Consider the following 23,035-nt stretch of genomic DNA (forward strand, 5'->3'; position numbering starts at 1 on the left):
GACCGTGCAATGGCTGATCGAGCATGGCGAGAGAGGTGTTTTGCTAGTCGCCAGCCCCCGCGACACGAAAGGAAACGTCCTGCACGTTGTGCGCTTCCACACTGCGCCGGATGCTGTGGTAGCGCTTCTGGTAGCCGCGCAGGTCGTGGGTCGGGATGTGCAGGTGGCGCGCCACATGGCTCCACGCCCGCGCTTCGCTCATGGACTCGTCTTCGGCTTCGAACTCGAACGCTCGCCCCTCTCTCACAAAGCTGACGTGGTACCGCTTTGTCAGGGATTCGTCCTGCATGGCGCCTCCGGGTTTCTGGCTGTGTTTCAAGCACTGACCGGGCGTCGGCGTCGGCGGTTCAAAGAGAATGATGGCCAGGCCATCGGCAAGCGCCTCAGTCCATCACGACCAGGGAGATCGTGCCGCCTTCGGCAGGTGAATGGTGCAGGACGAGGTCGATCCGGTGGGCGGCGTGAAGCAGGGTTTCGGCGTCGTGTTCCAGCAACAACGCAGCCGCCATCAGCGCCGTTGCCGTATCGGGAGTGGCGGCCTTGAGTGCGGCTTCACGCAGCACCTGAACGACGCAGGTCTCGTTGAAAGCCGAGGCCATCAGCACCTTTCGCAGTCGTTCCACGGCAGCCTCCCGTCCTTGTAGATGCGCTTGTGGGTGAGCATTGCAGGAATAGCCCGGTTTTACCTTTCCTACTCCGCGGTCCGACGATTGGCGAGGCCTGCGGCAACGGCTATGATGGGTAACGCGTTACCATAAAGGCATCCAGACCACAGTAACGCGTTACCAGTCCGACAGGAGCCAGGATGAAAGACGCCAAGGACAAAGCCACGCGCGACGCCTTCGAAGCGCCGCGCAAAGGCCGCCCTCGCAAGGAAGGCGCCATGACCAACGCCGAGAAACAGGCCGCGTATCGCAAGCGCCGGGCGGAATCTGGAGGCGGCGCGGTGATGCTCAACAACGAGGAAATCTGGCTGATCTGCCATGCACTGGACGGCAAGGTCTGGGAAGCCGACAGCGAACAGCGGCAGAAGCTGATCGCCCGACTGCGCAAGCGAGTCGTCTGAAACTCTCCGGGTTCGACAACAAAGCACCCCGGACCAGCGGCAAGCCTTTACATATAACGGCTTTGCGCCGCAGCGATGACGGATCGTTCTGAAAAAGAGTCGAACACCCCTGCGCGATATGTTTCGGATGAAGGGAATGCACGGCATTCGCCTATTCATTTTCCACGGACATTTCCCACGGAGTAGTTCCCATGGCCGAACATAGAGGCGGTAAAGGCAACTTTGCAGAAGACCCCCAGCGTGCTTCCGAAGCCGGCAGGAAAGGCGGCCAGCACAGTGGCGGCAACTTCAAGAATGATCCGGCGCGCGCATCCGACGCGGGCCGCAAGGGAGGTCAGCGTAGCCACAGCGGCCACTGATCCCGAGCCGGCGAGGCGTTCCGCCACTCGCCGGCTCACTGCCAATCGTTTTTCCCCCGCAAGAACGAAAACGGCGCCGAAGGATCGGCGCCGTTTTTCATGGGCAGCGGCTCATCGGGGCTTGGGCGAGCGCCCCGGTCACTGAGTGCAGAGCACTTCGCTTACCTGGATATCCGAGCGCGAATCGTTCCCGAGCGGGCCATGCAGCGCGCTGACGAATTTCTGTGCCTGCTCGCGACTCAGGCTTTCCTGTCGCAGCACGGTGCTCATGGCCTGGCCGTTGCAGCTGTAGCGGATCAGGTAGGCGTGCATGGTGCTTGCTCCCCGGTGAAGGTGGCCGTTCCGCGGATCGGACGGCCTTTGTGCGCAGGAGTCTAGTTCAGCATCCAGGGCTGCACGGGCGGACTGAGCAGCGTGCGCTGAATGGCGCCTTCCAGTTCGTCGAGGTCCGCCGACTTGGGCAACACGGGGTAAGGCGCACCCTCCTCGCCCTGCTCCGCCCAGGGCGAGAGCACGAGTACGCGCATGCGCGGACGCAGCGGAAGGCAGGCTTCGATCAGCGCCGCTCCCGTCAGTGGCCCGGTGAGCTGCTCGTCGATCAGGAACAGGTCGATGACCGAAGACGACACCAGATGCTCGATGGCTTCTTCCTCACTGAGGGCGCTGAGCACCGCGTGTCCCTGTCCGAGCAGATGCTCTTCCAGGCGCTGGAGTTGTTCGGGCGTTTCCTCGAGGACCAGCACCATCTTGTTGTCGTGTGCTTGCATGTGCGTCTCTCCCTTGTCGAGCTGGGGCTCTGCAATATGGGCTATCGAGTGCAGAAGCCGAGCAAGTTCCACGCCTGTTTGTCGCTGGAGGCCCGAGCCCCGCCGCAGAGCCGCTCGCCTGGCAGGTGATCGCACGGCGCCAGCAGCAGAATGCCCGAATGGGCGATTTGCTCGATGCAGAATGCCCGGCGATGGGGCGCGCAGCAGGAGAACAGCGAACCGATATGCCCCACCACCGCCCCGATCAGGTTCAGGGTGAGCAACGTCAGGTGCCGGGTGACGGTTCGCTGGGCGGAAATCTCGCCTGGCGCGGCGAGCCGGGTGACATGGGTATTCATCGGCGCCTCTCCTGGGAGGACTTGCCACTAGCAGTGACTGGGCATCCCGACGTTCAACCGGAACGCCGTGCACAGGGAACCGGCGACCGTTCAGGCGCAATACCTGAACCTTCGATAGGGTTTCGGCTCACACCCCACAGCAGACCCGTGCGCGCCCGGTTCATCCGGGCCGGGCGGGCGGCATCGCTTTCCGGCAGGTCGCAGGCGCCGAAAGGTCCGTCTAACCTCCAATCGGAAACGCATCCGCGAGCGGCCACTGCCCCTGGACACGCTGCTGTGACTCGCGAAAGGAGGTTCAGATGCCCTCAGTGCAATACACCAACCGTCGCCATGCCGGCGTGGCGCTGGCCATGGCCCTGCGCGACATGCCGCTGGAAAACCCGCTGGTCCTCGCCCTGCCCCGCGGTGGCGTGCCAGTCGCCAGGGAGATCGCCCGGGCGCTGGGCGCGCCGCTGGATGTATTGCTGGTGCGCAAGATCGGCGCGCCGGGCAACGAGGAGTTCGCCCTCGGCGCCATCGTCGACGGCCCCGAACCGAACTGGGTGGTGGACGAGCAGATGCTCGAGCGTTTCGACCCGCCGCCGGAGTGGTTCGAGCAGCAGGTGCTGGAGCAAATCCGCGAGCTGGAGCGCCGGCGGGTGCTCTACCGCGGCGTGAAGGCACCGGCGCAACTGGAGGACCGCGACCTGATCGTGGTCGATGACGGCCTGGCAACCGGCAGCAGCATGCGCGCCGCCCTGAAGTGCCTGCGTGCGCAGCATCCGCACAAGGTGGTGCTGGCCGTGCCGGTCGGCCCCGCGGAAACCGTGCAGAAACTGCGCGATGAGGTGGATGCGCTGGTATGCCTGGACACGCCGTCGCCGTTCCGTGCGGTGGGTGACCATTACCGGGACTTTCATCAGCTCAGCGACCAGGAAGTGATCGACCTGCTGGCCAAGTAGGCGCGCTTGAGATTTCGTAGGAGCGAGCTTGCTCGCGAACGAGTATCCCGGCGGCGCCGCAGTTGAGCGGTTCGCGAGCCAGCTCGCTCCTGCAGCGGATGGGCAGGCTGCGGGGTTCAGGCGCTTTCGCGTTCCAGCACCCGGCAACCGAGCAGGTTCAGTCGTTCCGCCACGCCCTCCAGCGGCACCGCGCCGATCGACTGCAGCACGCGCAGCGCGGCGATCTCGCCGATCTCGCGGGCCGGCGGCTTGATGGTGGACAGGCTCGGCAGCAGCATCGGCGCGAAGGGGTAGTCGCCGAAGCCCAGCACCGCGCAATCCTCGGGAATCTTCAATCCGGCGCGCTGGCCGGCCAGCAGGCCGCCGGCGGCAAGGTTGTCGTTGGCGAAGACGATCGCCTCGGGGCGTTCCGATCCTCTGGCCATCAATGCTTCCATGGCCTGCCGCCCAGCCTCGAAGGGTGCACTTTCGGTGGGCACGAACATCCAGGGCTCGCCACCCAGTTCGCGCAAGGTATCGGCATAGCCGTCGCGTCGGTCCAGGGCGCTGAAGTCTCCCGGCGCGCTGTTCTGCACGAAGGCGATTCGCCGGTAGCCCTTGCCGTGCAGGTAGTGCACGGCATCCACGCCGACCTGGTAGTGGGAAAAACCGACCTGGATCGGCGCGCGCCCAGGCTGGTAGTCCCACACCTCCACCACTGGCATATCCGCCGCTGCGATCAGCTTTTCGGTGGCCGGCGTATGGAAATGGCTGGTCAACACCAGTGCCGCCGGGTTCCAGCCGAGGAAGGCGCGCACGGCGCTTTCTTCCTTGTCCTCGGAGAAGTAGCTGGAGGCCAGCAGCAACTGGTAGCCGTGGGCGGCCAGGGTGTCGCTGAACGCCTGGATGGTGTCGGCGAAGATCGGTCCGGAAATGTTCGGCACCACCATCCCCACCACCCTGCCCCGCGCCGACGCCAGCCCGCCAGCCACCTGGTTGGGCACGTAGCCCAGTTCCTCCACCGCCGCGCCGATGCGCTCGCGCAGGTCATCCGACAACTGCGCCGGCTGATTGAAGTAGCGCGACACGCTGATGGCGGAAACCCTCGCCAGCTGTGCCACGGCGGTCAGCGTCACGCGCCCTGCGCCACGGCGTTTGCGCGGTGTCTGGTTGGCCAATTCGGCGCTCCTGTTTCTGTATTTCAGGAATATAAACGTAATTTTTAATTATTTGACGATCTATCTGGCAATTCAGGATACTCGCCGATGTTAGCGCTAACAACACAAACTGTCCGCAACGATCCCAGCCACTCGCACGAGCGAGCGCTCGTGACAGTCCCGCAGAAAAAGGCGCCCCGGCAAAGAGAACCGAGGGCGGACCAGGGCACGAAGGAGTGGCTATGCAATCGCAACAACGGGGGACGCTCGGCCGTCCGCAATTCACGGGTCGACGCAGCGCGCTGGCCCTGGGCATCGCCAGCGTGATCGGGGCGCTGGCCTGCAGCGTGCAGGCAGCCGAAGCCACTGGCGGCGACACCCGGTCCGCCGACTCGGCACCGACGCTCAAGGCAGTGACCGTCACCGCGACCCGCCGCGAAGAGTCGCTGCAGAAGGTCCCGGTCGCGGTCTCGGTGATCGACGGCGAACAGCTGGAGCGCGACAACCGCAACAACGTGTCGAGCATCGTCCAGCAGGTGCCGACCCTGAATTTCCGCACCGGCGCCTCGAACAAGGACACCTCGCTGTTCGTCCGTGGCGTGGGCACCATTTCCACCTCCCCTGGCGTCGAGCCCAGCGTGTCGACGGTGATCGACGGCGTGGTGCTCGGCCGCCCCGGCCAGGCGACCCTGGACCTGCTCGACGTGGAACGCATCGAAGTGCTGCGCGGCCCGCAGGGCACGCTGTTCGGCAAGAACGCCTCGGCCGGCGTGCTCAACGTGGTCACCCGCGAGGTGCCGGACGAAACCACCGGCTACATCGACTACTCGCACTTCGGCGGCGGCAACGAGAACCGCACCCGCTTCGGCATCGGCGGCACGCTGATCCCCGGCAAGCTCAAGGCCAGCGTCACCACCCTGCTGGGCAGCTACGACGGCAACGTCGACAACGTCTACAACGGCCACGAGGTGAACGGCTACAACCGTGCCGGCGCCCGCACCAAGTTCGAGCTGACCCCGAACGACGACCTCAAGGTCACGCTGATCGCCGACTACATGAAGGGCAATGACGACAGCCCCAGTGGCGTCATCACCAGCTCCAGCAGCGCAGCCTTCACCAGCGCCCTGCGCCCGGTAACGCCGGACAGCGACAACCGCAAGATCAACAGCGACTACCGCACCCACGTCGACGACACCAACAAGGGCCTGTCGGCGCAGCTGGACTGGAACCTGGGCGACTACACCCTGACGTCCATCAGCGCCTGGCGGGGCTGGGACAACACCCAGTGGCAGGATGGCGACCGGCTTTCGCAGGTCACCGCGAGCATTCCCAGCTCCCACGACAAGGGCGAGCTGAACTACGACCAGTATTCCCAGGAGCTGCGCCTGGCCTCGCCCAGGGGTGAATTCCTCGAATACGTCGGCGGCCTGTACTACATGCACGCCGTGGACGACGAGACCTACCGCCGCGTGGTGACCTCCACCACTGCGCAGAACACCGGCGTGGCCGACTACGGCACGCGCAGCGACACCTACGCGGTATTCGGCGAGAGCACGCTGAACTTCACCGAGGATTTCCGTGGCATCGCCGGCCTGCGCTACACCCACGATGACCTGGAATACGACCATCGCCGGCGCTCCACCTCGGCCACGGCGGTGACCGGCATCCAGCCGTCCACGTCCAGCTCCGGCTCCACCGACGAGGACGGCTGGTCCGGCCGCCTCGGCCTGCAGTACGACCTCAGCGAACAACTCACCAGCTACGTCACTTACTCGCGCGGCTACAAGGGCCCGGCGTACAACGTGTTCTTCAACATGCAGCCGCGCGATACCGAGGCGCTCAAGCCGGAGACTTCCAACTCCTGGGAAGCCGGCCTGAAGGCCACCGCGCTGGACAACCGCCTGACCGCCAACCTGGCGGTGTTCCACACCGTCTACGACAACTACCAGGCGAACTTCTACGACACCGTCGCCGGCCAGGTGGTGACCCGCCTGATCAACGCCGGCAAGGTGAAGACCGAGGGCGCCGAGCTGGACTTCAGCTACCAGGCCACCCGCCAGCTGAAGCTTTCCGGCGCCGTTGCCTACACCAAGGCACGCATCGACAGCTTCGCCTGCCCGGCGGGCGCCGCTGCCGCCTGCAACGTCGATGGCAAGCCGCTGCCCTTCTCGCCGGACTGGAAGAGTTACGTCCGCGCCGACTACAGCATCCCGCTGGACAACGGCCTGGATGTGGAACTGGGCACCGACTACAGCTGGCAGGACAAGGTGCAGTACGACCTCAGCCAGAACCCCGACACCATCCAGGGCGCCTACGGCCTGTGGGGCGCCAGCATCGCCCTGGCCGACTACAACGACGGCTGGCGCGTCGCCCTGCTGGGCAAGAACCTCACCGACAAGTCCTACTCGCCCCTGCTGGCCACCGGTGGCAGCTACATCTACCGCATGGTGCCGCGCGACGACGGGCGCTACTTCGGCGTCGAGTTGCGCAAGGACTTCTGATCGCTTGAAGCAAGCGGCGCCGGCTCGCCCCGGCGCCGCCGACAACAACACCCACGCCGCCTTGCGTCCTCCCAACGGACACACAGGAAACCCGACATGACACGCACCCTTTCCCTAGGCGCCTTTCTCATGGCCACCGGTCACCACGTCTCGGCGTGGCGCCACCCCGACGTGCCGGCCAACGGCGGCCTCGACTTCCGCCTCTACAAGCGCCTGGCGCAAGTGGCCGAAGCGGCGAAGTTCGATGCCGTCTTCGTTGCCGACAGCGTGGCCGCACCCACGGCGGATATTGCCAGCCGCATGGCGCGCTCCGATCACTTCGAGCCCCTGACGCTGCTCTCGGCGCTGGCGGCGGTGACCGAGCGCATCGGCCTCGTCGCTACCGTGACCACCAGCTACAACGAGCCCTACCACGTGGCGCGCAAGTTCGCCTCGCTGGACCACCTTTCCGGCGGGCGCTCAGGCTGGAACCTGGTGACCTCCGACGCTGCTGCCGAGGCGCTGAACTTCAACCGCCAGGAGCACTTCGGCCACGCCGAGCGCTACGCCCGCGCGCGGGAGTTCCATGAAGTGGTGACTGGCCTGTGGGACAGCTGGGAAGACGACGCCTTCACCCGCGACAAGGCCAGCGGTCAGTACTACGACCCGGCCAAGCTGCACGTGCTGAACCACGAAGGCGAGCACTTCCGCGTGCAGGGGCCTCTCAACGTGGCGCGCTCGCCCCAGGGCCGCCCGGTCATCGTCCAGGCCGGCAGCTCCGAAACCGGCCGCGAGCTGGCCGCGCAGACCGCCGAAGTGGTGTTCACCGCGCAGACTTCACTGGCTGCCGCCCGCGACTTCTACAGCGACCTCAAAGGCCGCCTGGGCAAGTTCGGCCGCACGCCGGATGAGCTGAAAATCATGCCCGGCATGTTCGTGGTGGTTGGCCAGAGCCAGAGCGAAGCGCAGGAGAAATTCGAGGAATTCCAGGAACTGGTGGAGCCGCAGGTCGGAGTCGCCCTGCTGTCGCGCATGCTCGGCAACTTCGATCTCTCCGCCTACCCGCTGGATGGCCCGCTGCCCGAACTGCCGCTGACCGACAGCGGCCAGCGCAGCCGCCAGCTGCTGCTCACCGAACTGGCCGGACGCGAGAACCTCACCCTCGCCCAGCTGGGCCGGCGCATCGCCGGCGGGCGCGGGCACTACAGCCTGATCGGCACGCCGGCGCAGATCGCCGACGAGCTCCAGGCCTGGTTCGAAGGCGGCGCCGCCGACGGCTTCAACGTACTGGTGCCGCACCTGCCGGGCGGGCTGGAAGATGTCGCCAACTTCGTGGTGCCGGAACTGCAGCGTCGCGGACTGTTCCGTCGCGACTACAGCGGCAGCACCCTGCGCGACCACCTCGGGCTCAAGCGCCCGGCCAATCGCTACACCCGCTGACTCGATGACCTGCGGGCCGGTGACCAAGCTGGCCCGGCTTTTACGGAGACGATATGACCTACCTCGCCCACCCCGACCGTTACCAGCGCGTCCCCTACCGTCGCGTCGGCCGCAGCGGCCTGGTGTTGCCCGCCCTCTCCCTCGGCCTGTGGCACAACTTCGGCGACAGCGTGCCGCTGGAGCGTCAGCGCGCCCTGCTGCGCACTGCCTTCGACCTGGGCATCAACCACTTCGACCTGGCGAACAACTACGGTCCGCCCTACGGCAGCGCCGAGATCAACTTCGGCCGCCTGCTGCGCGAGGACTTCGCCGCCTACCGCGACGAACTGGTGATCTCCACCAAGGCCGGCTGGGACATGTGGCCCGGTCCCTACGGCCAGGGCGGCAGCTCGCGCAAGTACCTGCTCTCCAGCCTCGACCAGAGCCTGCAACGCCTGGGCGTGGACTACGTGGACATCTTCTACTCGCACCGCTTCGACCCGGACACGCCGCTGGAAGAAACCGCCGGCGCACTGGCCAGCGCCGTACAACAGGGCAAGGCGCTGTACGTCGGCATCTCTTCCTACTCCGCCGGCAAGACCGCAGAACTGGCCGCGCTGCTGAAAGAATGGAAGGTTCCGCTGCTGATCCACCAGCCGGCCTACAACCTGTTCAACCGCTGGGTGGAAAAGGACCTGCTGGCCACCACCGACGAACTGGGCGCCGGGGTCATTGCCTTCACTCCGCTGGCCCAGGGGCTGCTCACCGACCGTTACCTGAACGGCGTGCCGGCTGATGCTCGGGTGAACCAGCCGGGCGGCGCCTCGCTGCGGCCGGAGCACCTGTCCGAGGACAACCTGCGCCGCGCCCGCGCGCTGAACGAGATTGCCCAGCGCCGCGGCCAGAGCCTGGCGCAACTGGCGCTGGCCTGGGTACTGCGTGATACCCGCGTGACGTCCGCGCTGATCGGCGCGAGCCGTCCGGAGCAGATCGTCGAGAATGTCGCCGCCCTGGACAACCTCGTCTTCAGCGCGGAAGAACTGGCAGAGATCGATCGCCACGCGGTGGAAGGCGGGATCAACCTCTGGGAAAAACCCTCCCACGACTGGAAGGAATGAGCCTGTGAAGCTGCTTCATCGACTGCTCGCCGGGATGCTGCTGGTCGTGGCCGGCGCCGCCCAGGCGCAGGACCCGGCACAACTGCGCATCGGCTACCAGAAGGCCTCGGTCAGCCTGGTGCTGGCCAAGGAGCATGGCCTGCTGGAAAAGCGCTTCCCGAAGACGCACATCCAGTGGATCGAATTCCCCGCCGGCCCGCAGATGCTCGAAGCGCTGAACGTCGGCAGCCTGGACCTGGGCTCCACCGGCGACATCCCGCCGATCTTCGCCCAGGCCGCCGGCGCCGACCTGCTCTACGTCGGCGTCGAGCCGCCCAAGCCGCAGGCGGAAACCGTGGTGGTGCCCAAGGGCAGTTCGATCCGCAGCGTCGCAGAACTCAAGGGCAAGCGCGTGGCCTTCCAGAAGGGCTCCAGCTCGCACAACCTGCTGCTGCGCCTGCTGCAGAAGGAAGGCCTGAGCCTCAAGGACATCCAGCCGCTGTACCTGACGCCGGCCGATGCCCGCGCCGCCTTCGAGAGCGGCAAGGTGGACGCCTGGGCGATCTGGGACCCGTGGTACTCGGCGTTGCTGCTGGGCGGCAACGCGCGGCTCCTGGCGGATGGTTCCGAGGTGGGGTTGAGCGGGCCGTTCTACCTGTCCAGCCGGGAGTACGCTGGCGCGAATCCCGCGTTCATCCGCCAAGTGCTGGACAGCCTCAACCAGGCCGAAGCCCTGACCCGCAGCGACGAAGCCGGCAGCGTGGCGATCATGGCGCGTGTTACCGGCCTCTCCCCGGAAGTGATCGCGGAAACCTTCAAGCACCGCCCTCCCTCGCCGATCCGCCCGCTGGACGACACCGACATCGCCGCGCAACAGCGCACCGCCGACCTGTTCCTCGCCGAACGCATCCTGCCCCGCGCCGTCGACATCAGCGCTGCCCGCTGGAAGCCCTGACAGCTTCTGCCCTTTGCAGGAGCGAGCTTGCTCGCGAACGAAGTTCCCGGCGACTCAGCGGCTGGGCCGTTCGCGAGCAAGCTCGCTCCTACAGGTGCAATTTCGCGAGATCGGCGTGCGGTAGGAGCGGACTCTGTCCGCGATTTCTTCACGGCCTGCCGATGTGCCTGGGGCGTAGCAATCGCGGACAGAGTCCGCTCCCACGCTCATGTGATATTCATGGAAATGGTTATCTAACCGGTTACTTTATATTTCTTCCGGTTATTAGATAGACGAATTCATTCCTTCTCCGCTACCCCGGCGCGCTGCCACACTCGGCCTCGCCGGCGGGCGACCCCCGCCGCTCTACAGCGGGCTTCTCCCACCCTCGAGCGCCCGCTCTCGATCATTCCGGGACCCCGTCACACGAGCGTGGCCCGACAAGGAGCTGGATGTTCATGAAGAAACTCACTGCCGTTACCGCCCTCGCCCTGGCTGTCCTCTCCGGACTGGCCCACGCCGACCGCCTGGACGACATCAAGAAGGCCGGCGTGCTGCGCGTCGCCGCGTTCGACAGCAACCCGCCGTTCGGCTTCGTCGATGGCAAGAGCAAGCAGATCGAAGGCCTCGACGTGGATTACGCCAAGGCGCTGGCCGACAAGCTCGGCGTCAAGCTGCAGGTGCTGCCGACCAACCCCGCCAACCGCATCCCGCTGCTGACCGCCAACAAGGTCGACCTGGTGCTGGCCAACTTCACCATCACCCCCGAGCGCGCCGAGCAGGTCGATTTCAGCATTCCCTACTTCTCCTCGGGCCAGCAGTTCATCGTCAGGAAAGGCACCCTGAACAGCCCTGACCAGCTGAACAAATGGCGCGTCGGCGTCGACAAGGGCACCGTCAACGAAGGCGTGCTGCGGGAGAAATTCCCCGGCGCCAAGGTCATCGCCTACGACGACACGCCGTTCGCCTTCACCGCCCTGCGCAATGGCCAGGTCCAGGCCATCACCCAGGACGGCCCCAAGCTGATCGGCCTGCTGGCCAACGTGCCGGACAAGGACAAGTACGAAGTCCCGCCCTTCACCATCTCCAACGACCTGATCGGCGTCGGCATTCCCAAGGGCGAGAAGGCCCTGGCCGAGTTCGTCAACCAGAGCCTCACCGAGCTGGAAGCCCAGGGCCAGGCGCAGAAGATCTACGACACCTGGTTCGGCCCGGACACCAAGACCCCGCTGGCCCGCCTGTACAAGATCGGCGACAAGAGCTGATCCGCGCCCCACTCCGCACCATCCCACGCCCCGGTTCGCCGGGGCGTGTCCGTTTCTTCCACTGATGGATTCGTGACATGTTCGGCGAACTGCTCGCCCCGACCTACCTGCGCTGGTTGCTCGACGGCTTCCTGCTGACCCTCGGTATCTCCCTGTTCTGCTGCGTTATCGCCACCCTGCTCGGCGCGCCGCTGGCCATCGCCCGGCAGGCGAAGTCGCGCTGGCTGTCGTGGCCGGCGCGGGCCTATCTCGCGCTGCTGCGCAACACGCCGCTGCTGGTACAGCTGTTCTTCTGGTACTTCGGCGTGCCCGCCCTGCTCCCGGAGGAGCTGGTGTTCTGGCTCAACTCGCCCCATGAGCTGGGCTGGCTGGCGTGGCCGTCCTTCGAGTTCCTTGCCGCCGCCTGGGGGCTGACGCTCTACACCACGGCGTTCATCGCCGAGGAATTCCGCGCCGGTATTGCCTCGGTCAGTGCGCCACAACGTGAAGCCGGCATGGCCTTGGGCCTTCGCCCGCTGCAGGTGTGGCGCTGGGTGATCCTGCCGCAGGCGCTGCGCACTGCGCTGCCTCCGCTGATGGGGCAATACATGAATGCGCTGAAGAATTCCTCGCTGGCCATGGCCATCGGCCTCGCGGAGCTGTCCTACGCCTCACGCCAGGTGGAGACGCAGACCTTCAAGACCTTCCAGGCGTTCGGCATCGCCACCCTGCTGTACATCGGCGCCATCGCGCTGATCGAGGCGCTGGGCCAGGCGATCCAGCAGACCCGCCGCTATCGCCAGGGGGCCTGACATGGATGTCTCGGTGATCTCGGACAACCTGTCCTATTTCCTCATCGGCGCCTACCCGGACGGCCCGCTGGGCGGCGCGGCGCTCACGGTGATCCTCGCGCTGGCCTCCGGCCTTGCCTCGGCGGTGATCGGCCTGGCACTGGGCATCGCGTTGTCGGTACTGGGCGGGAAGCCGCGCCTGCTGCTGGTGGCGTTCCTCGGTTTCTTCCGCGCCATCCCGGTGCTGATGCTGATCTTCTGGGTCTACTTCCTGCTGCCCATCGTCCTGCACATCGACGTGCCGGCACTGGGCACGGTGGTCTGCGCGCTGTCGCTGATCGGCGGGGCCTATCTGGCGCACTCGGTGCACGCGGGTATCGAAAGCCTGCCCAAGGGCCAGTGGGACGCCGCCCGCGCGCTGGGCCTGCGCCCATGGCAGGTACTCACCCTGGTGATCCTGCCGCAGGCGCTGCCGATCATGCTGCCATCGTTCCTCAACCAGTGGGTCTCGCTGATCAAGGACACCTCGCTGGCCTACGTGATCGGCGTGGGCGAGCTGTCCTTCGTCGCCACCCAGGTGAGCAACCGGGTGATGGTGCACCCCACGGAAGTCTTCCTGTTCGTCGCCCTGCTCTACTTCCTGCTGTGCTCGGCGCTGGACCTGGCGGCAGCGTTGCTGGCGAGGTTGCGGCCGGCTTATCGCAAGCCCGTGTGAGCGTCAGTATTCATCGTGCCGGCGCCACCACATGCCCTGCTCGTTGCGCCCCCGTGGCGCGCGGTCGAGCCACTGGAACAGGCCCCAGAGCGCATCCAGGCCGCGGGCGTAGGTGGAGTAGCAGTGATAGATGCGCTCGCCTTCGCGAACGAAGCTGCTCATGCCGGGCAGATCACGGGTAAAAGTCGCCACATCGGTGCCACAGCACGCGGCGGTTTCCACGACGGGGGCCGGTGCCGGGCCCTTGGCCGGGCCTTCGCGGCGGAAGTTGTAGTCGACTTCCCCGCCGCGCTGCTGCGCCTCGGTGAAGGACACATTGAAGTCGTAGTTGAAGCCGTTGCCGTGGGATGACGCCCAGGGGAAGCGCCAGCCCATGCGTCGGCGGTACGCCAGCAGCTTCTCCAGCGGCGCGCGGGAGACCGCCAGCAAGCTCACGTCGTGGTTCGCCAGATGAGTGGCATAGCCATCGAAACCATCGGCGATGTTCGAGCAGGACGGGCAGCCAGCGCGGTAGTCCGGGCCGAACATGAAGTGGTAGACCAGCAGCTGCGAACGGCCGGCGAACATGTCCGCGAGACTCGCCGGGCCCTGCTCGGTGTCGAAGCGGTAGTCCTTGTCGACCAATACCCAAGGCAGCGCCTGGCGCTTGCGGGCCAACTCGTCGCTGCGCCGGGTCAGCGCCTTTTCCTCGGCCAGCAGCTCCAGGCGTGCGGCCAGCCATTCTTCGCGGGTACCGATGGAATGGGCAGTCATGGCAGTTCTCCTCCGCCAGCGGCGGTTCGGTGGGCATGGCTTAGACTAGGCAGCGGGCCGACGTCGACGGGAGTGACAAAGGTGGCGGGATTTCCATGGATTCGCTGATCACCGCGGCTGCCCGCGCGCTGGCAGCGGGCGATCCGCTGGGCGCATTGAACCGCGTGGCACTGCGCGAAGACCCGCCGGCGCTCGCCCTGCGCGGCATTGCCATGGCGCAACTGAACGACTATCCCCGCGCCCGAGCCCTGCTCCGCCGCGCCGTCCGCGCGTTTGGCGCCCATGAGCCGATGGAGCGAGCGCGCTGCCGGGTTGCCGAGGCGGAGGTGGCGCTGGCCAGCCGCGAACTGAATTGGCCGGCCGAGCCGATGGAAAACGCCGCGAAGACCCTGGAAGCTCACGGCGACACGGGAAACGCCGCCCAGGCGCGTTATGTGCTGATTCGCCGAGCGCTGCTGGTCGGCCATCTTGACGAGGCGGACGGTCGGCTGGCAGCGCTCGATCCCAGCTCCATCCCGGCGCCGCTGCGTGCCGTGCACTGGCTCATCGTCTCGGGCCTTGCCGTGCGCCGGGCACGGGCCGCCGAGGCGCGAACGGCGCTGCGGGCCGCGGCTCAGGCCGCCAGGGAGGCCGGCATTCCGGCCCTGTGCGCCGAAGTCGAACAGGCCGTGCAACTGCTGGATGCACCGGCCGCACGGCTGATCTCGCCGCAAGCGGCACGCCTGCTGTCGCTGGCGGAAGTGGAAGGCCTGCTTGGCTCCGACGCCCTGGTGGTGGACGCCTGTCGCAGCCGCTTCGGCTCGGTGGCGCTGGGCAGCCGGCCGGTGCTCTTTGCCCTGGCCCGCGCGATGGCCGAAGCCTGGCCCGGCGATGTATCGCGCGCAGACCTGATCGCCCGGGTGTTCCGCACCCGCCACCCGGACGAAACCCACCGGGCGCGCCTGCGGGTGGAAATGGGCCGCTTGCGCCGCTTGCTGCAGCCACTGGCGCGAATCGGGGCGACGCCACGCGGGTACGCGCTGTATCCCGAAATGGCCACCAGCCTGGTTGTCCTGGCGCCGCCGCTGGAGGACTCCCACGCCGACGTACTGGCCTTGCTGAGCGATGGCGAAGCCTGGTCCAGTTCGGCCCTGGCCATGGCGCTGGGCAGCAGCCAGCGCAGCGTACAGCGCGCGCTCGAAACACTGGCCAGAGCCGAACGGGTACAGGCGCTGGGCCAGGGCCGGGCACGGCGCTGGACGTTGCCGCCAGCCCCCGGATTCGCGACGACCTTGTTACTCCCCGCGCCCTTCGGCGCCTGAATAGGCTCAAGCCTCCCACCCACAACGTGCAGGGCCAAACCATGACTCGCTACAAGCAAGCTCCCGCAGAAGTGCTCCAGGAATACGGCCCATACCCCGGCGTCGAGACCGTCGCTGGCGTGACCTGGGACGGCGAGCGCGTCTGGATCGCCACCGGTGACCATCTGCAGCGGCTGGACCCCGCCAGCGGCCAGCTGGAAGCGTCGATCGCAGTTCCGGCCCACGCCGGTACGGCCTTTGACGGCAAGTTCCTCTACCAGATCGGCGAAAGCATCATCCAGAAGATCGACCCGGCCAGCGGCAAGGTCCTGGCCAGCATTCCCGCGCCGGGCAACGGCGGCGATTCCGGCATGGCCTGGGCGGAAGGCTCGCTCTGGGTTGGTGAGTACCGCGCCAGGAAGATTCACCAGATCAACCCGGAAACCGGTGAAGTCCTGCGTACGATTGATTCAAATCGTTTCGTCACCGGCGTGACCTGGGTCGAAGGACAACTCTGGCATGGCACCTGGGAGCCGGAGTCGACCTACAGCGAGCTACGCCGCATCGACCCGCAGTCCGGCGAGGTGCTGGAGCAACTGGACATGCCCGAGGGCGTGCACGTTTCCGGCCTGGAAGCCGACGGCGCCGAGCGTTTCTACTGTGGCGGCGGCAACAGCGGCAAGGTCCGCGCGGTGCGTCGGCCGCGCTGAGGACGGCAATCTGGGCTAGTGTTGGCAGCTCACTGGATTTGGCCGCACGGGCCCGGAGACCGAGCATGGATTGGCTGGAACACCGCATTCCCCCGCCCCTGGTGGCGATCATCAGCGGCCTGCTGATGTGGCTGGCGGTACGCCCGATTGCGCCCCTGGGCGGCCGCCTGTGGCTGGCCCTGCTGGTGGTGCTGGCCGGGGCGGCGGTATGCCTGGCGGGCGTGGCGTCGTTCCGCCGTGCACGCACCACGGTCAATCCGCTGAAACCGGAGAGCGCCTCGTCCCTGGTGGTCGCCGGCATCTACCGGCACACCCGCAACCCCATGTACCTGGGCTTCGCCATCATCCTGCTGGGCTGGTGCGTGTTCCTCGGGTCCGCACTGGCGGTGCTCGGTGTCGCCGCCTTCGTGCTGTACATCGGCCGATTCCAGATCCGCCCCGAGGAAAGAGCCTTGCGCGAGCTGTTCGGTGCGGAGTTCGAGGCCTTCTGCGGCCGGGTGCGACGCTGGGTCTGAAGGCCTCGCGGCAGATTGCCATTGCCTTCTGACCGGGAGAGATGAGATATTTGCAAATGCTAAACATTCGCATCAAAGAAACTCTCATCAAGGTTTATCGTGTCCCCTTCGCTTCTACTGGTGGAGGACGATTCCCGTCTTCGCCTGGACCTCGAACGCCATTTCTGTCAGCGCGGCTTTTCTGTCACCACCTGCGCCAACGGTAACCAGGGCCTCGTAGCCGTTCACCAGAGCGACTTCGACCTGGTGCTGCTGGACATCATGCTGCCCGGCGTCGATGGCCTTTTCCTGCTCGACACCCTGCGCAGCCATCGCGCTACGCCGGTCATGCTGATGTCCGCCCTTGGCGCGGAGCAGGACCGCATCACCGGCTTCACCCGTGGCGCCGACGACTACCTGCCCAAGCCCTTCAGCCTGGCGGAGCTGGACGCGCGCATCGATGCGCTGCTGCGCCGGGCCAACCTGGATCGTGCCCGCGAGGTGCCTCGCCCGCAGGGTTCGCTGGAGTTCGACGATGAACTGCAGGACGTGTCCCGCAACGGTGAGCACGCAGGGCTGACGCATTCCGAGTATCGCCTGCTGGCCACGCTGAACGCCCACGCCGGCGAGGCGCTGAGCAAGAGTTTCCTCTACCAGAGCGTGCTGCACCGCGCGTACACGCGCCTCGACCGCGGGCTGGACGTGCACGTCTGCAACCTGCGCCGCAAGCTGGCCGCCATCGGCGCGCAGCAGGTGCAGATCCAGGCGGTGCGCGGCCAGGGCTACATCCTGGTGGACGCGGAACGCCACTGATGCGTCGCCACCCCCTGCTATGGAAGATCGCCGCGCTGCAGGTCGGCTTCTGCCTGCTGCTGACCTGGCTGATCTGGACCTGGGGCCTGTCGCTGGAGCGCAGCACCTACTTCCTGGGCGAAGCCGATCGCGACTACCTTGCGCGCTATGCCGAGCAGGCGGAAATGGTCTTCGAGCAGCACGGCGCCGAAGGCGTCGAGCGTTTCCGCCAGGAGCTCGCCGCTGCCGAAGACACCTGGGTGGCGGTGATCGGCGAGCACCTGCAGAGCCTGGGCACCACGCCGCTGACGGCGGAGGAATCCAGCCACCTGACCTTCATGCGCAAGCTCGACTGGCCGATGAGCCGACGCCTGCAGGATGAACTGCCCTACGTCAGCATCGCGTTTCCCGAGCATCCCGAACGCGGCCGGCTGGTCATGCAACTGCCCGAGCGACTGCTGCCCGGTGGCCTGACCCCCTGGACGCACCTGTTCAGCCACGGCGTGGTGCCGACCCTGCTCGCCGCCCTCCTCGGCCTGCTGATCTACCGCCACCTGGTGCTGCCGCTCAATCGCCTGCGCGCCCGTGCCGACGCCTTGCGGGCCGACGATCTGGACAGCGAGATGCCCGGCACACCACTGGCCAATCGCCGCGATGAGCTGGGCGAGCTGGCACTGGCCTTCGATCACATGGCCGAGCGGTTGCGCCACAGCCTTGCCCAGCAACGACTGCTGCTGCGCACCCTGTCCCACGAACTGCGCACGCCGCTGGCGCGCCTGCGCATCGCCCACGACAGCGACCTGCCGGCGGGGCAATTGCGCGAGCGGCTGGATCGAGAGATCAACGACATGCAGCGCCTGCTGGAAGACACCCTCGACCTGGCCTGGATGGACACCGAACGCCCGCAACTCGAACGTGAGCCGGTGCTGGTGCTCTCGGTGTGGGAAGCGCTGCGCGAGGACGCCTGCTTCGAAAGTGGCTGGGACGTCGAACGCCTGCCCTGCTCGCTGGGCACCGACTGCGTGGTGCAGGTGCACCTGGACAGCTTCGCCCAGGCCATCGAGAACCTGCTGCGCAATGGCATCCGCCACTCCCCGCGCAACGGCAGGGTGCGCCTGGACGGCTGGCGCGAAGGCGGGTTCTGGCACCTGTGCGTCAGTGACGATGGCCCCGGCGTCGCCGAGCAAGACCTGAAGCGCATCTTCCAGCCCTACCAGCGCCTGCAACCGTCCGAATCCAGCGGCTTCGGCCTCGGCCTGGCCATCGCCCGGCGCGGCATCGAGCTGGCGGATGGGCGGCTATGGGCGGAAAACGGCAGTGCCGACGGCAAGTCGGGGCTTTGCCTGCACCTGTTGCTGCCCGCTGCAGTGGCCCAACAAAGCGCCGCAAGTGTTTAGAAAGTTAATGCGCTTTACTGGCAAATAGCAGTCATTATCATTTGTCGATCTTTCAGTTGCCGGAGATCACCGATGTCGTCCCGTCCGATGCAGTTCCTTCCGCCCTTCCTGCTGCTTTCCAGCTGCCTGCTGTCCTTCGCCGTGCAGGCTGCCAGCGCCGATTCCGAGCCTGTCGAACTCGACAGCGAGACCATCGTCGCCACCGCCGCCGAGGAAGCCAAGCAGATGCCGGGCGTGTCGATCATCACCGCCGAGGACATCAAGAAACGCCCGCCGGCCAGCGACCTGTCGCAGATCATCCGCACCATGCCGGGCGTCAACCTGACCGGCAACTCCACCAGCGGCCAGCGCGGCAACAACCGCCAGATCGACATCCGCGGCATGGGCCCGGAGAACACCCTGATCCTGGTGGACGGCAAGCCGGTCTCCAGCCGCAACGCCGTGCGCTACGGCTGGCGCGGCGAGCGTGACTCGCGCGGCGACACCAACTGGGTGCCGGCCGACCAGGTGGAGCGCATCGAAGTCTTGCGCGGCCCGGCGGCGGCGCGTTACGGCAACGGCGCGGCGGGCGGCGTGGTGAACATCATCACCAAGCAGGCCGGCAAGGAAACCCACGGCGACGTCACCGTCTACAGCAACTTCCCGCAGCACAGCGACGAAGGCGCCACCCAGCGCATGACCTTCGGCCTCAACGGCCCGCTGACCGACACCCTGAGCTACCGCGTGTACGGCAACGTCGCCAAGACCGACTCGGACGACTGGGACATCAACGCCGGCCATGAATCCAACCGCACCGGCAACCAGGTCGGCACCCTTCCCGCCGGCCGCGAAGGCGTGCGCAACAAGGACGTCAACGGCCTGCTCAGCTGGCGCCTGACGCCCGAGCAGACGCTGGATTTCGAAGCCGGCTTCAGCCGCCAGGGCAACATCTACACCGGCGACACCCAGAACACCAACAGCAACGCCAACGTGAAGTCCATGCTCGGTCACGAGACCAACCGCATGTACCGCGAGAACTATTCGATCACCCACCGCGGCGAGTGGGACTTCGGCAGCTCCATGGCCTACCTGCAGTACGAGAAGACCCGCAACAGCCGCATCAACGAAGGCCTGGCCGGCGGCACCGAGGGCATCTTCAGCAACACCGATTTCTACACCGCCACCCTGCGCGACCTGACCGCCCACGGCGAAGTGAACCTGCCGCTGCACGCCTGGCGCGACCAGACCCTGACCCTGGGCAGCGAGTGGGTGCAGCAGAAGCTCGACGACCCCAGCGCCAACACCCAGACCACCAGCGAAGGCGGCTCGGTGCCGGGGCTGACCAGCACCGACCGCGATACCAGTTCGCAGGCGCAGATCTTCTCGCTGTTCGCCGAGGACAACATCGAAGTGTTGCCCGGCACCATGCTTACCCCGGGCCTGCGCTGGGACCACCACAACATCGTCGGCGACAACTTCAGCCCGTCGCTGAACCTGTCCCACGCGCTCACCGACAGCGTCACCCTGAAGGCCGGCATCGCCCGCGCCTACAAGGCGCCGAACCTGTACCAGCTCAACTCCGACTACCTGCTCTACAGCCGCGGCCAGGGCTGCTATGGCCAGACCACCAGCTGCTACCTGCAGGGTAACGAGGACCTCAAGGCGGAAACCAGCGTCAACAAGGAACTGGGCATCGAGTTCAACCAGAACGGTCTGATCGCCGGCCTGACCTACTTCCGCAACGACTACAAGAACAAGATCGAGTCGGGCCTGTCGCCCATCGACCAGGCCAGCGGCGGTAGCGGCAGCTACGCCAACGCAGCGATCTACCAGTGGGAGAACGTACCCAAGGCGCTGGTCGAAGGCCTCGAAGGCACCCTGACCATCCCGCTGATGGAGCAGCTGAAGTGGAGCAACAACTTCACCTACATGCTGCAGTCGAAAAACAAGGAAACCGGTGATGTGCTCTCGGTGACGCCCAAGTACACCCTCAACTCCATGCTCGACTGGCAGACCACCGACGCCCTGTCGCTGCAGGCCAGCGTCGCCTGGTACGGCAAGCAGACGCCGAAGAAGTACGACTACCACGGCGACCGCGTTACCGGCAGCGCCAACAACCAGCTCTCGCCCTACGCCATCGCCGGGCTGAGCGGCACCTACGTGTTCACCAAGAACCTGAGCTTCACCGCCGGGGTGGACAACGTCTTCGACAAGCGCCTGTTCCGCGAGGGCAACGCCCAGGGCGTGGCGAACATCGAGGGCGCCGGCGCTGCCACCTACAACGAACCGGGCCGCACGCTGTACACCAGCCTCACCGCGTCGTTTTGATTAGAGAAACGCCTGATGAGATTTCGCCTCCTGGCCCTGGCACTGGCATTCGCCGTGCCGGGGCTGGCAGCGCACGCCGCGCCTGCCCCTGACCAGAAAATGGACACGATCCTGCTGCAACGCAGCGACCTGCCCTACCGCTTCAGCGAGCTGAAGCTGGACTCCGCCGACGGCCAGCGTCACTACCAGCTGTGGATCGCCCGCCCGCATCACCCTGCTCCGGCCGCCGGCTTTCCGGTGGTGTGGATGCTCGATGGCAACGCCGCCGTCGGTGCGCTGGACGAAAAGCTGCTCAGCGACCTGAACAACGGCAAGGCGCCATTGCTGGTTGCCGTGGGTTACCAGACGCCCCTGCGCATCGACCGCGCCGGTCGTACCCGCGACTACACTCCGCCGCGCCCGCAGCTGGCCGAACAGAAGGACCCGCTCACCGGCGATCCCAGCGGCGGCGCCGATGCCTTCCTTGACCTGATGCGCGACCGGATGCTGCCGGCAGTGGCAGCCCAGGCGCCCATCGACCGCTCGCAGCAGACCCTCTGGGGCCACTCCTACGGCGGCCTGCTGACGCTCCATGCGCTGCTGACCCGGCCGCAGCAGTTCAGCTTCTATGCTCCTGCGAGCCCTTCGCTGTGGTGGGGGGATGGCGCCATCCTCCAGGAGCAGGAAGGCTTTGCCCAACGCCTGGCCGGGCATTCTGCGCAGTTGCTACTGATGCGCGGTGGCAAGGAGCCCTTCAAGCCGCGCGAGGACATCACCCCCAGCGCGCCGCGCGCCGCCCAGCAACTGGTGGAAAATGTGGGCAAGGTGCCCGGCATGCAGGCGCGGTTCCACGCCTTCGACGGCATGAGTCACGGGCAGACGCTGGAGGCTTCGCTGCGCTATCTGCTGCAGACGCGGTTTGGGCAGTGACCTGAGGCACCGGGCCAGGTTGTAGGAGCGAGCTTGCTCGCGAACAAACTCGCCGGCGAGCTCGGCGTTGGGCGGTTCGCGAGCAAGCTCGCTCCTACAAAAGGGCATTTACGCTCAGACTGACGCGGCGATCTGCTCGCGCAACCACCGATGCGCCGGGTCGCGGTGCGAGCGTTCGTCCCAGAGCATCGACATCTCGTAACCCGGTACCTCCACCGGCGCCTCCACCACTCGCAGCGCCGCGTTGTCCCGCACCAGCCGCGCCGGCACCATGGCCACCAGATCGCTGCTGGCGAGCGCCGAGATGACGAAGAGAAAATGCGGCACCGACAGCGCCACCTTCCGGCTCAGGCCGGCCGCCGCCAGCGTCTCGTCGGTCACACCGCTGAAGCCGCCGCCATCGGGCGACACCATCACATGTTCCAGCTGGCAGAACTGCGCCAGGGACGGTTTGCGCTTGAGCTTCGGGTGCCCGGCGCGTCCGGCCAGCACGTAGCGCTCGCTGAACAACGTACGGCGGCGCATGCCCGGCGGGCTACCTTCGCTGGTATGGAACGCCAGGTCGATATCGCCCTGCTCCGCCTGCCGGGCGATCCGCGGCGGCGACAACTCCAACAGCGCCAGACGCGTGCCCGGCGCGCTGCCACGAATGGCGCTCAAGGCCGGCAGCAGGATGGTGGATTCGCCGTAATCCGTCGCGGCGATGCGCCAGGTGTTGTCCGCCAGGGCTGGATCGAACGGCGCTGACGGCGCCACCGCCTGCTCCAGCGCCTCCAGGGCAATGCGCAGGGGTTCGCGCAGGGATTCCGCCCGCGCCGTCGGGCGCATGCCGCGCGGGCCGGGCAGCAGCAGCGGGTCGTCGAAGATGTCGCGCAGCTTGGCCAGGTGCACGCTGACCGAGGGCTGGGAAAAGTTCAGCTGCTCGGCGGCGCGTGTGACATTGTGCTCCCGCAGCAGCACGTCGAGGGTGACCAGCAGATTCAGATCGAGCCTGCGCAGATTATTCATTGATATACCTGGGATACCGGATATTCATTTCCACTATACCCCGGCAATCCGCATCCTGCGCCCATCCCCTTTCACCGGATGACTCACAGGAAGGCATT

General features: G+C 66.5%; 25 protein-coding genes. 17 read left to right on the forward strand and 8 right to left on the reverse strand.

Annotation, left to right across the window (positions count from 1 at the left end; genetic code table 11):
- Positions 1-43 precede the first annotated feature (43 nt).
- Together UB43_RS29670 and UB43_RS26440 are read right to left on the reverse strand one after the other, a co-directional pair.
- Positions 44-202 (reverse strand): hypothetical protein, encoded by a 159-nt coding sequence (locus tag UB43_RS29670; RefSeq protein ID WP_156160503.1) that lies wholly within the window; start codon positions 200-202, stop codon positions 44-46.
- 181 nt (positions 203-383) lie between these two features.
- Positions 384-623, reverse strand: coding sequence for a hypothetical protein (locus UB43_RS26440; protein ID WP_045217384.1), 240 nt, complete (start codon positions 621-623; stop codon positions 384-386).
- Positions 624-805: 182 nt separating this feature from the next.
- On the opposite strand from UB43_RS26440, the gene UB43_RS26445 reads away from it, so the two are divergent.
- Positions 806-1,066 (forward strand): hypothetical protein, encoded by a 261-nt coding sequence (locus UB43_RS26445; protein WP_045217387.1) that lies wholly within the window; start codon positions 806-808, stop codon positions 1,064-1,066.
- 191 nt (positions 1,067-1,257) lie between these two features.
- Positions 1,258-1,425 carry a general stress protein gene (locus tag UB43_RS29290; RefSeq protein ID WP_081519887.1) on the forward strand — a complete coding sequence of 56 codons (168 nt, stop codon included), beginning with the start codon at positions 1,258-1,260 and terminating at the stop codon, positions 1,423-1,425.
- Positions 1,426-1,563: 138 nt separating this feature from the next.
- Here UB43_RS29290 and UB43_RS29675 read toward each other — a convergent pair whose 3' ends face one another.
- The 3 genes from UB43_RS29675 to UB43_RS26455 all read right to left on the reverse strand — a co-directional run bounded on the left by UB43_RS29675 (position 1,564) and on the right by UB43_RS26455 (position 2,530).
- Positions 1,564-1,737, reverse strand: a complete 174-nt coding sequence (locus UB43_RS29675) for a hypothetical protein (RefSeq protein WP_156160504.1) — start codon at positions 1,735-1,737, stop codon at positions 1,564-1,566.
- Positions 1,738-1,799: 62 nt separating this feature from the next.
- Complete coding sequence (locus tag UB43_RS26450) at positions 1,800-2,192, reverse strand: response regulator (protein ID WP_045217390.1); 393 nt, start codon at positions 2,190-2,192, stop codon at positions 1,800-1,802.
- Between the two features lie 41 nt (positions 2,193-2,233).
- On the reverse strand, positions 2,234-2,530 hold the full coding sequence (locus UB43_RS26455) for a hypothetical protein (RefSeq protein WP_045217391.1): 297 nt from the start codon (positions 2,528-2,530) through the stop codon (positions 2,234-2,236).
- Between the two features lie 299 nt (positions 2,531-2,829).
- On the opposite strand from UB43_RS26455, the gene UB43_RS26460 reads away from it, so the two are divergent.
- Positions 2,830-3,471, forward strand: a complete 642-nt coding sequence (locus UB43_RS26460; protein ID WP_045217394.1) for a phosphoribosyltransferase — start codon at positions 2,830-2,832, stop codon at positions 3,469-3,471.
- Between the two features lie 116 nt (positions 3,472-3,587).
- Here UB43_RS26460 and UB43_RS26465 read toward each other — a convergent pair whose 3' ends face one another.
- Entirely contained in the window at positions 3,588-4,628 is a 1,041-nt protein-coding gene (locus UB43_RS26465) for a LacI family DNA-binding transcriptional regulator (protein ID WP_045217395.1), read from the reverse strand.
- Positions 4,629-4,849: 221 nt separating this feature from the next.
- Here UB43_RS26465 and UB43_RS26470 point away from each other — a divergent pair, with 221 nt between their 5' ends.
- From UB43_RS26470 to UB43_RS26500, 7 genes are all read left to right on the forward strand, one after another.
- Positions 4,850-7,108: a TonB-dependent receptor gene (locus UB43_RS26470; RefSeq protein WP_082085918.1), complete on the forward strand. Its 2,259-nt coding sequence runs from the start codon at positions 4,850-4,852 to the stop codon at positions 7,106-7,108.
- Between the two features lie 96 nt (positions 7,109-7,204).
- Positions 7,205-8,527 carry an LLM class flavin-dependent oxidoreductase gene (locus UB43_RS26475; protein WP_045217397.1) on the forward strand — a complete coding sequence of 441 codons (1,323 nt, stop codon included), beginning with the start codon at positions 7,205-7,207 and terminating at the stop codon, positions 8,525-8,527.
- A 53-nt stretch (positions 8,528-8,580) separates the two neighbouring features.
- Positions 8,581-9,624, forward strand: coding sequence for an L-glyceraldehyde 3-phosphate reductase (mgrA, locus tag UB43_RS26480; protein WP_045217400.1), 1,044 nt, complete (start codon positions 8,581-8,583; stop codon positions 9,622-9,624).
- A gap of 4 nt (positions 9,625-9,628) precedes the next feature.
- On the forward strand, positions 9,629-10,558 hold the full coding sequence (locus UB43_RS26485) for a sulfonate ABC transporter substrate-binding protein (RefSeq protein WP_371319003.1): 930 nt from the start codon (positions 9,629-9,631) through the stop codon (positions 10,556-10,558).
- A 437-nt stretch (positions 10,559-10,995) separates the two neighbouring features.
- A complete protein-coding gene (locus UB43_RS26490) occupies positions 10,996-11,802 on the forward strand; it encodes an ABC transporter substrate-binding protein (protein ID WP_045217624.1) in 807 nt (268 codons plus the stop codon).
- Between the two features lie 77 nt (positions 11,803-11,879).
- Positions 11,880-12,593 carry an amino acid ABC transporter permease gene (locus tag UB43_RS26495; RefSeq protein ID WP_045217401.1) on the forward strand — a complete coding sequence of 238 codons (714 nt, stop codon included), beginning with the start codon at positions 11,880-11,882 and terminating at the stop codon, positions 12,591-12,593.
- A gap of 1 nt (position 12,594) precedes the next feature.
- On the forward strand, positions 12,595-13,287 hold the full coding sequence (locus tag UB43_RS26500) for an amino acid ABC transporter permease (RefSeq protein WP_045217404.1): 693 nt from the start codon (positions 12,595-12,597) through the stop codon (positions 13,285-13,287).
- Positions 13,288-13,290: 3 nt separating this feature from the next.
- Here the strand turns inward: UB43_RS26500 and UB43_RS26505 are convergent, their stop codons facing one another.
- Positions 13,291-14,040, reverse strand: a complete 750-nt coding sequence (locus UB43_RS26505; protein ID WP_045217407.1) for a DUF899 domain-containing protein — start codon at positions 14,038-14,040, stop codon at positions 13,291-13,293.
- A gap of 95 nt (positions 14,041-14,135) precedes the next feature.
- Between UB43_RS26505 and UB43_RS26510 the strand changes: the two genes are divergently transcribed.
- From UB43_RS26510 to UB43_RS26540, 7 genes are all read left to right on the forward strand, one after another.
- Positions 14,136-15,341: a hypothetical protein gene (locus UB43_RS26510; RefSeq protein WP_045217409.1), complete on the forward strand. Its 1,206-nt coding sequence runs from the start codon at positions 14,136-14,138 to the stop codon at positions 15,339-15,341.
- 41 nt (positions 15,342-15,382) lie between these two features.
- A complete protein-coding gene (locus UB43_RS26515; RefSeq protein ID WP_045217410.1) occupies positions 15,383-16,030 on the forward strand; it encodes a glutamine cyclotransferase in 648 nt (215 codons plus the stop codon).
- A 65-nt stretch (positions 16,031-16,095) separates the two neighbouring features.
- Complete coding sequence (locus tag UB43_RS26520) at positions 16,096-16,545, forward strand: isoprenylcysteine carboxylmethyltransferase family protein (RefSeq protein ID WP_024766496.1); 450 nt, start codon at positions 16,096-16,098, stop codon at positions 16,543-16,545.
- Between the two features lie 99 nt (positions 16,546-16,644).
- The gene (locus tag UB43_RS26525; RefSeq protein WP_045217411.1) at positions 16,645-17,337 is read left to right on the forward strand and encodes a response regulator transcription factor; all 693 of its coding nucleotides are present in this window, start codon (positions 16,645-16,647) and stop codon (positions 17,335-17,337) included.
- Positions 17,337-18,713 (forward strand): sensor histidine kinase, encoded by a 1,377-nt coding sequence (locus tag UB43_RS26530; protein WP_045217412.1) that lies wholly within the window; start codon positions 17,337-17,339, stop codon positions 18,711-18,713. Before UB43_RS26525 ends, UB43_RS26530 begins: the two co-directional genes overlap by 1 nt.
- Before the next feature lie 87 nt (positions 18,714-18,800).
- Positions 18,801-21,020: a TonB-dependent siderophore receptor gene (locus UB43_RS26535; protein ID WP_371319006.1), complete on the forward strand. Its 2,220-nt coding sequence runs from the start codon at positions 18,801-18,803 to the stop codon at positions 21,018-21,020.
- 15 nt (positions 21,021-21,035) lie between these two features.
- Positions 21,036-21,929, forward strand: a complete 894-nt coding sequence (locus UB43_RS26540; protein ID WP_045217415.1) for an alpha/beta hydrolase — start codon at positions 21,036-21,038, stop codon at positions 21,927-21,929.
- Between the two features lie 114 nt (positions 21,930-22,043).
- Here UB43_RS26540 and UB43_RS26545 read toward each other — a convergent pair whose 3' ends face one another.
- Entirely contained in the window at positions 22,044-22,937 is an 894-nt protein-coding gene (locus tag UB43_RS26545; RefSeq protein ID WP_045217416.1) for a LysR family transcriptional regulator, read from the reverse strand.
- Positions 22,938-23,035: the final 98 nt, after the last annotated feature.

The sequence above is a fragment of the Pseudomonas sp. 21 genome (genome assembly GCF_000955805.1).
Taxonomy (GTDB): domain Bacteria; phylum Pseudomonadota; class Gammaproteobacteria; order Pseudomonadales; family Pseudomonadaceae; genus Pseudomonas.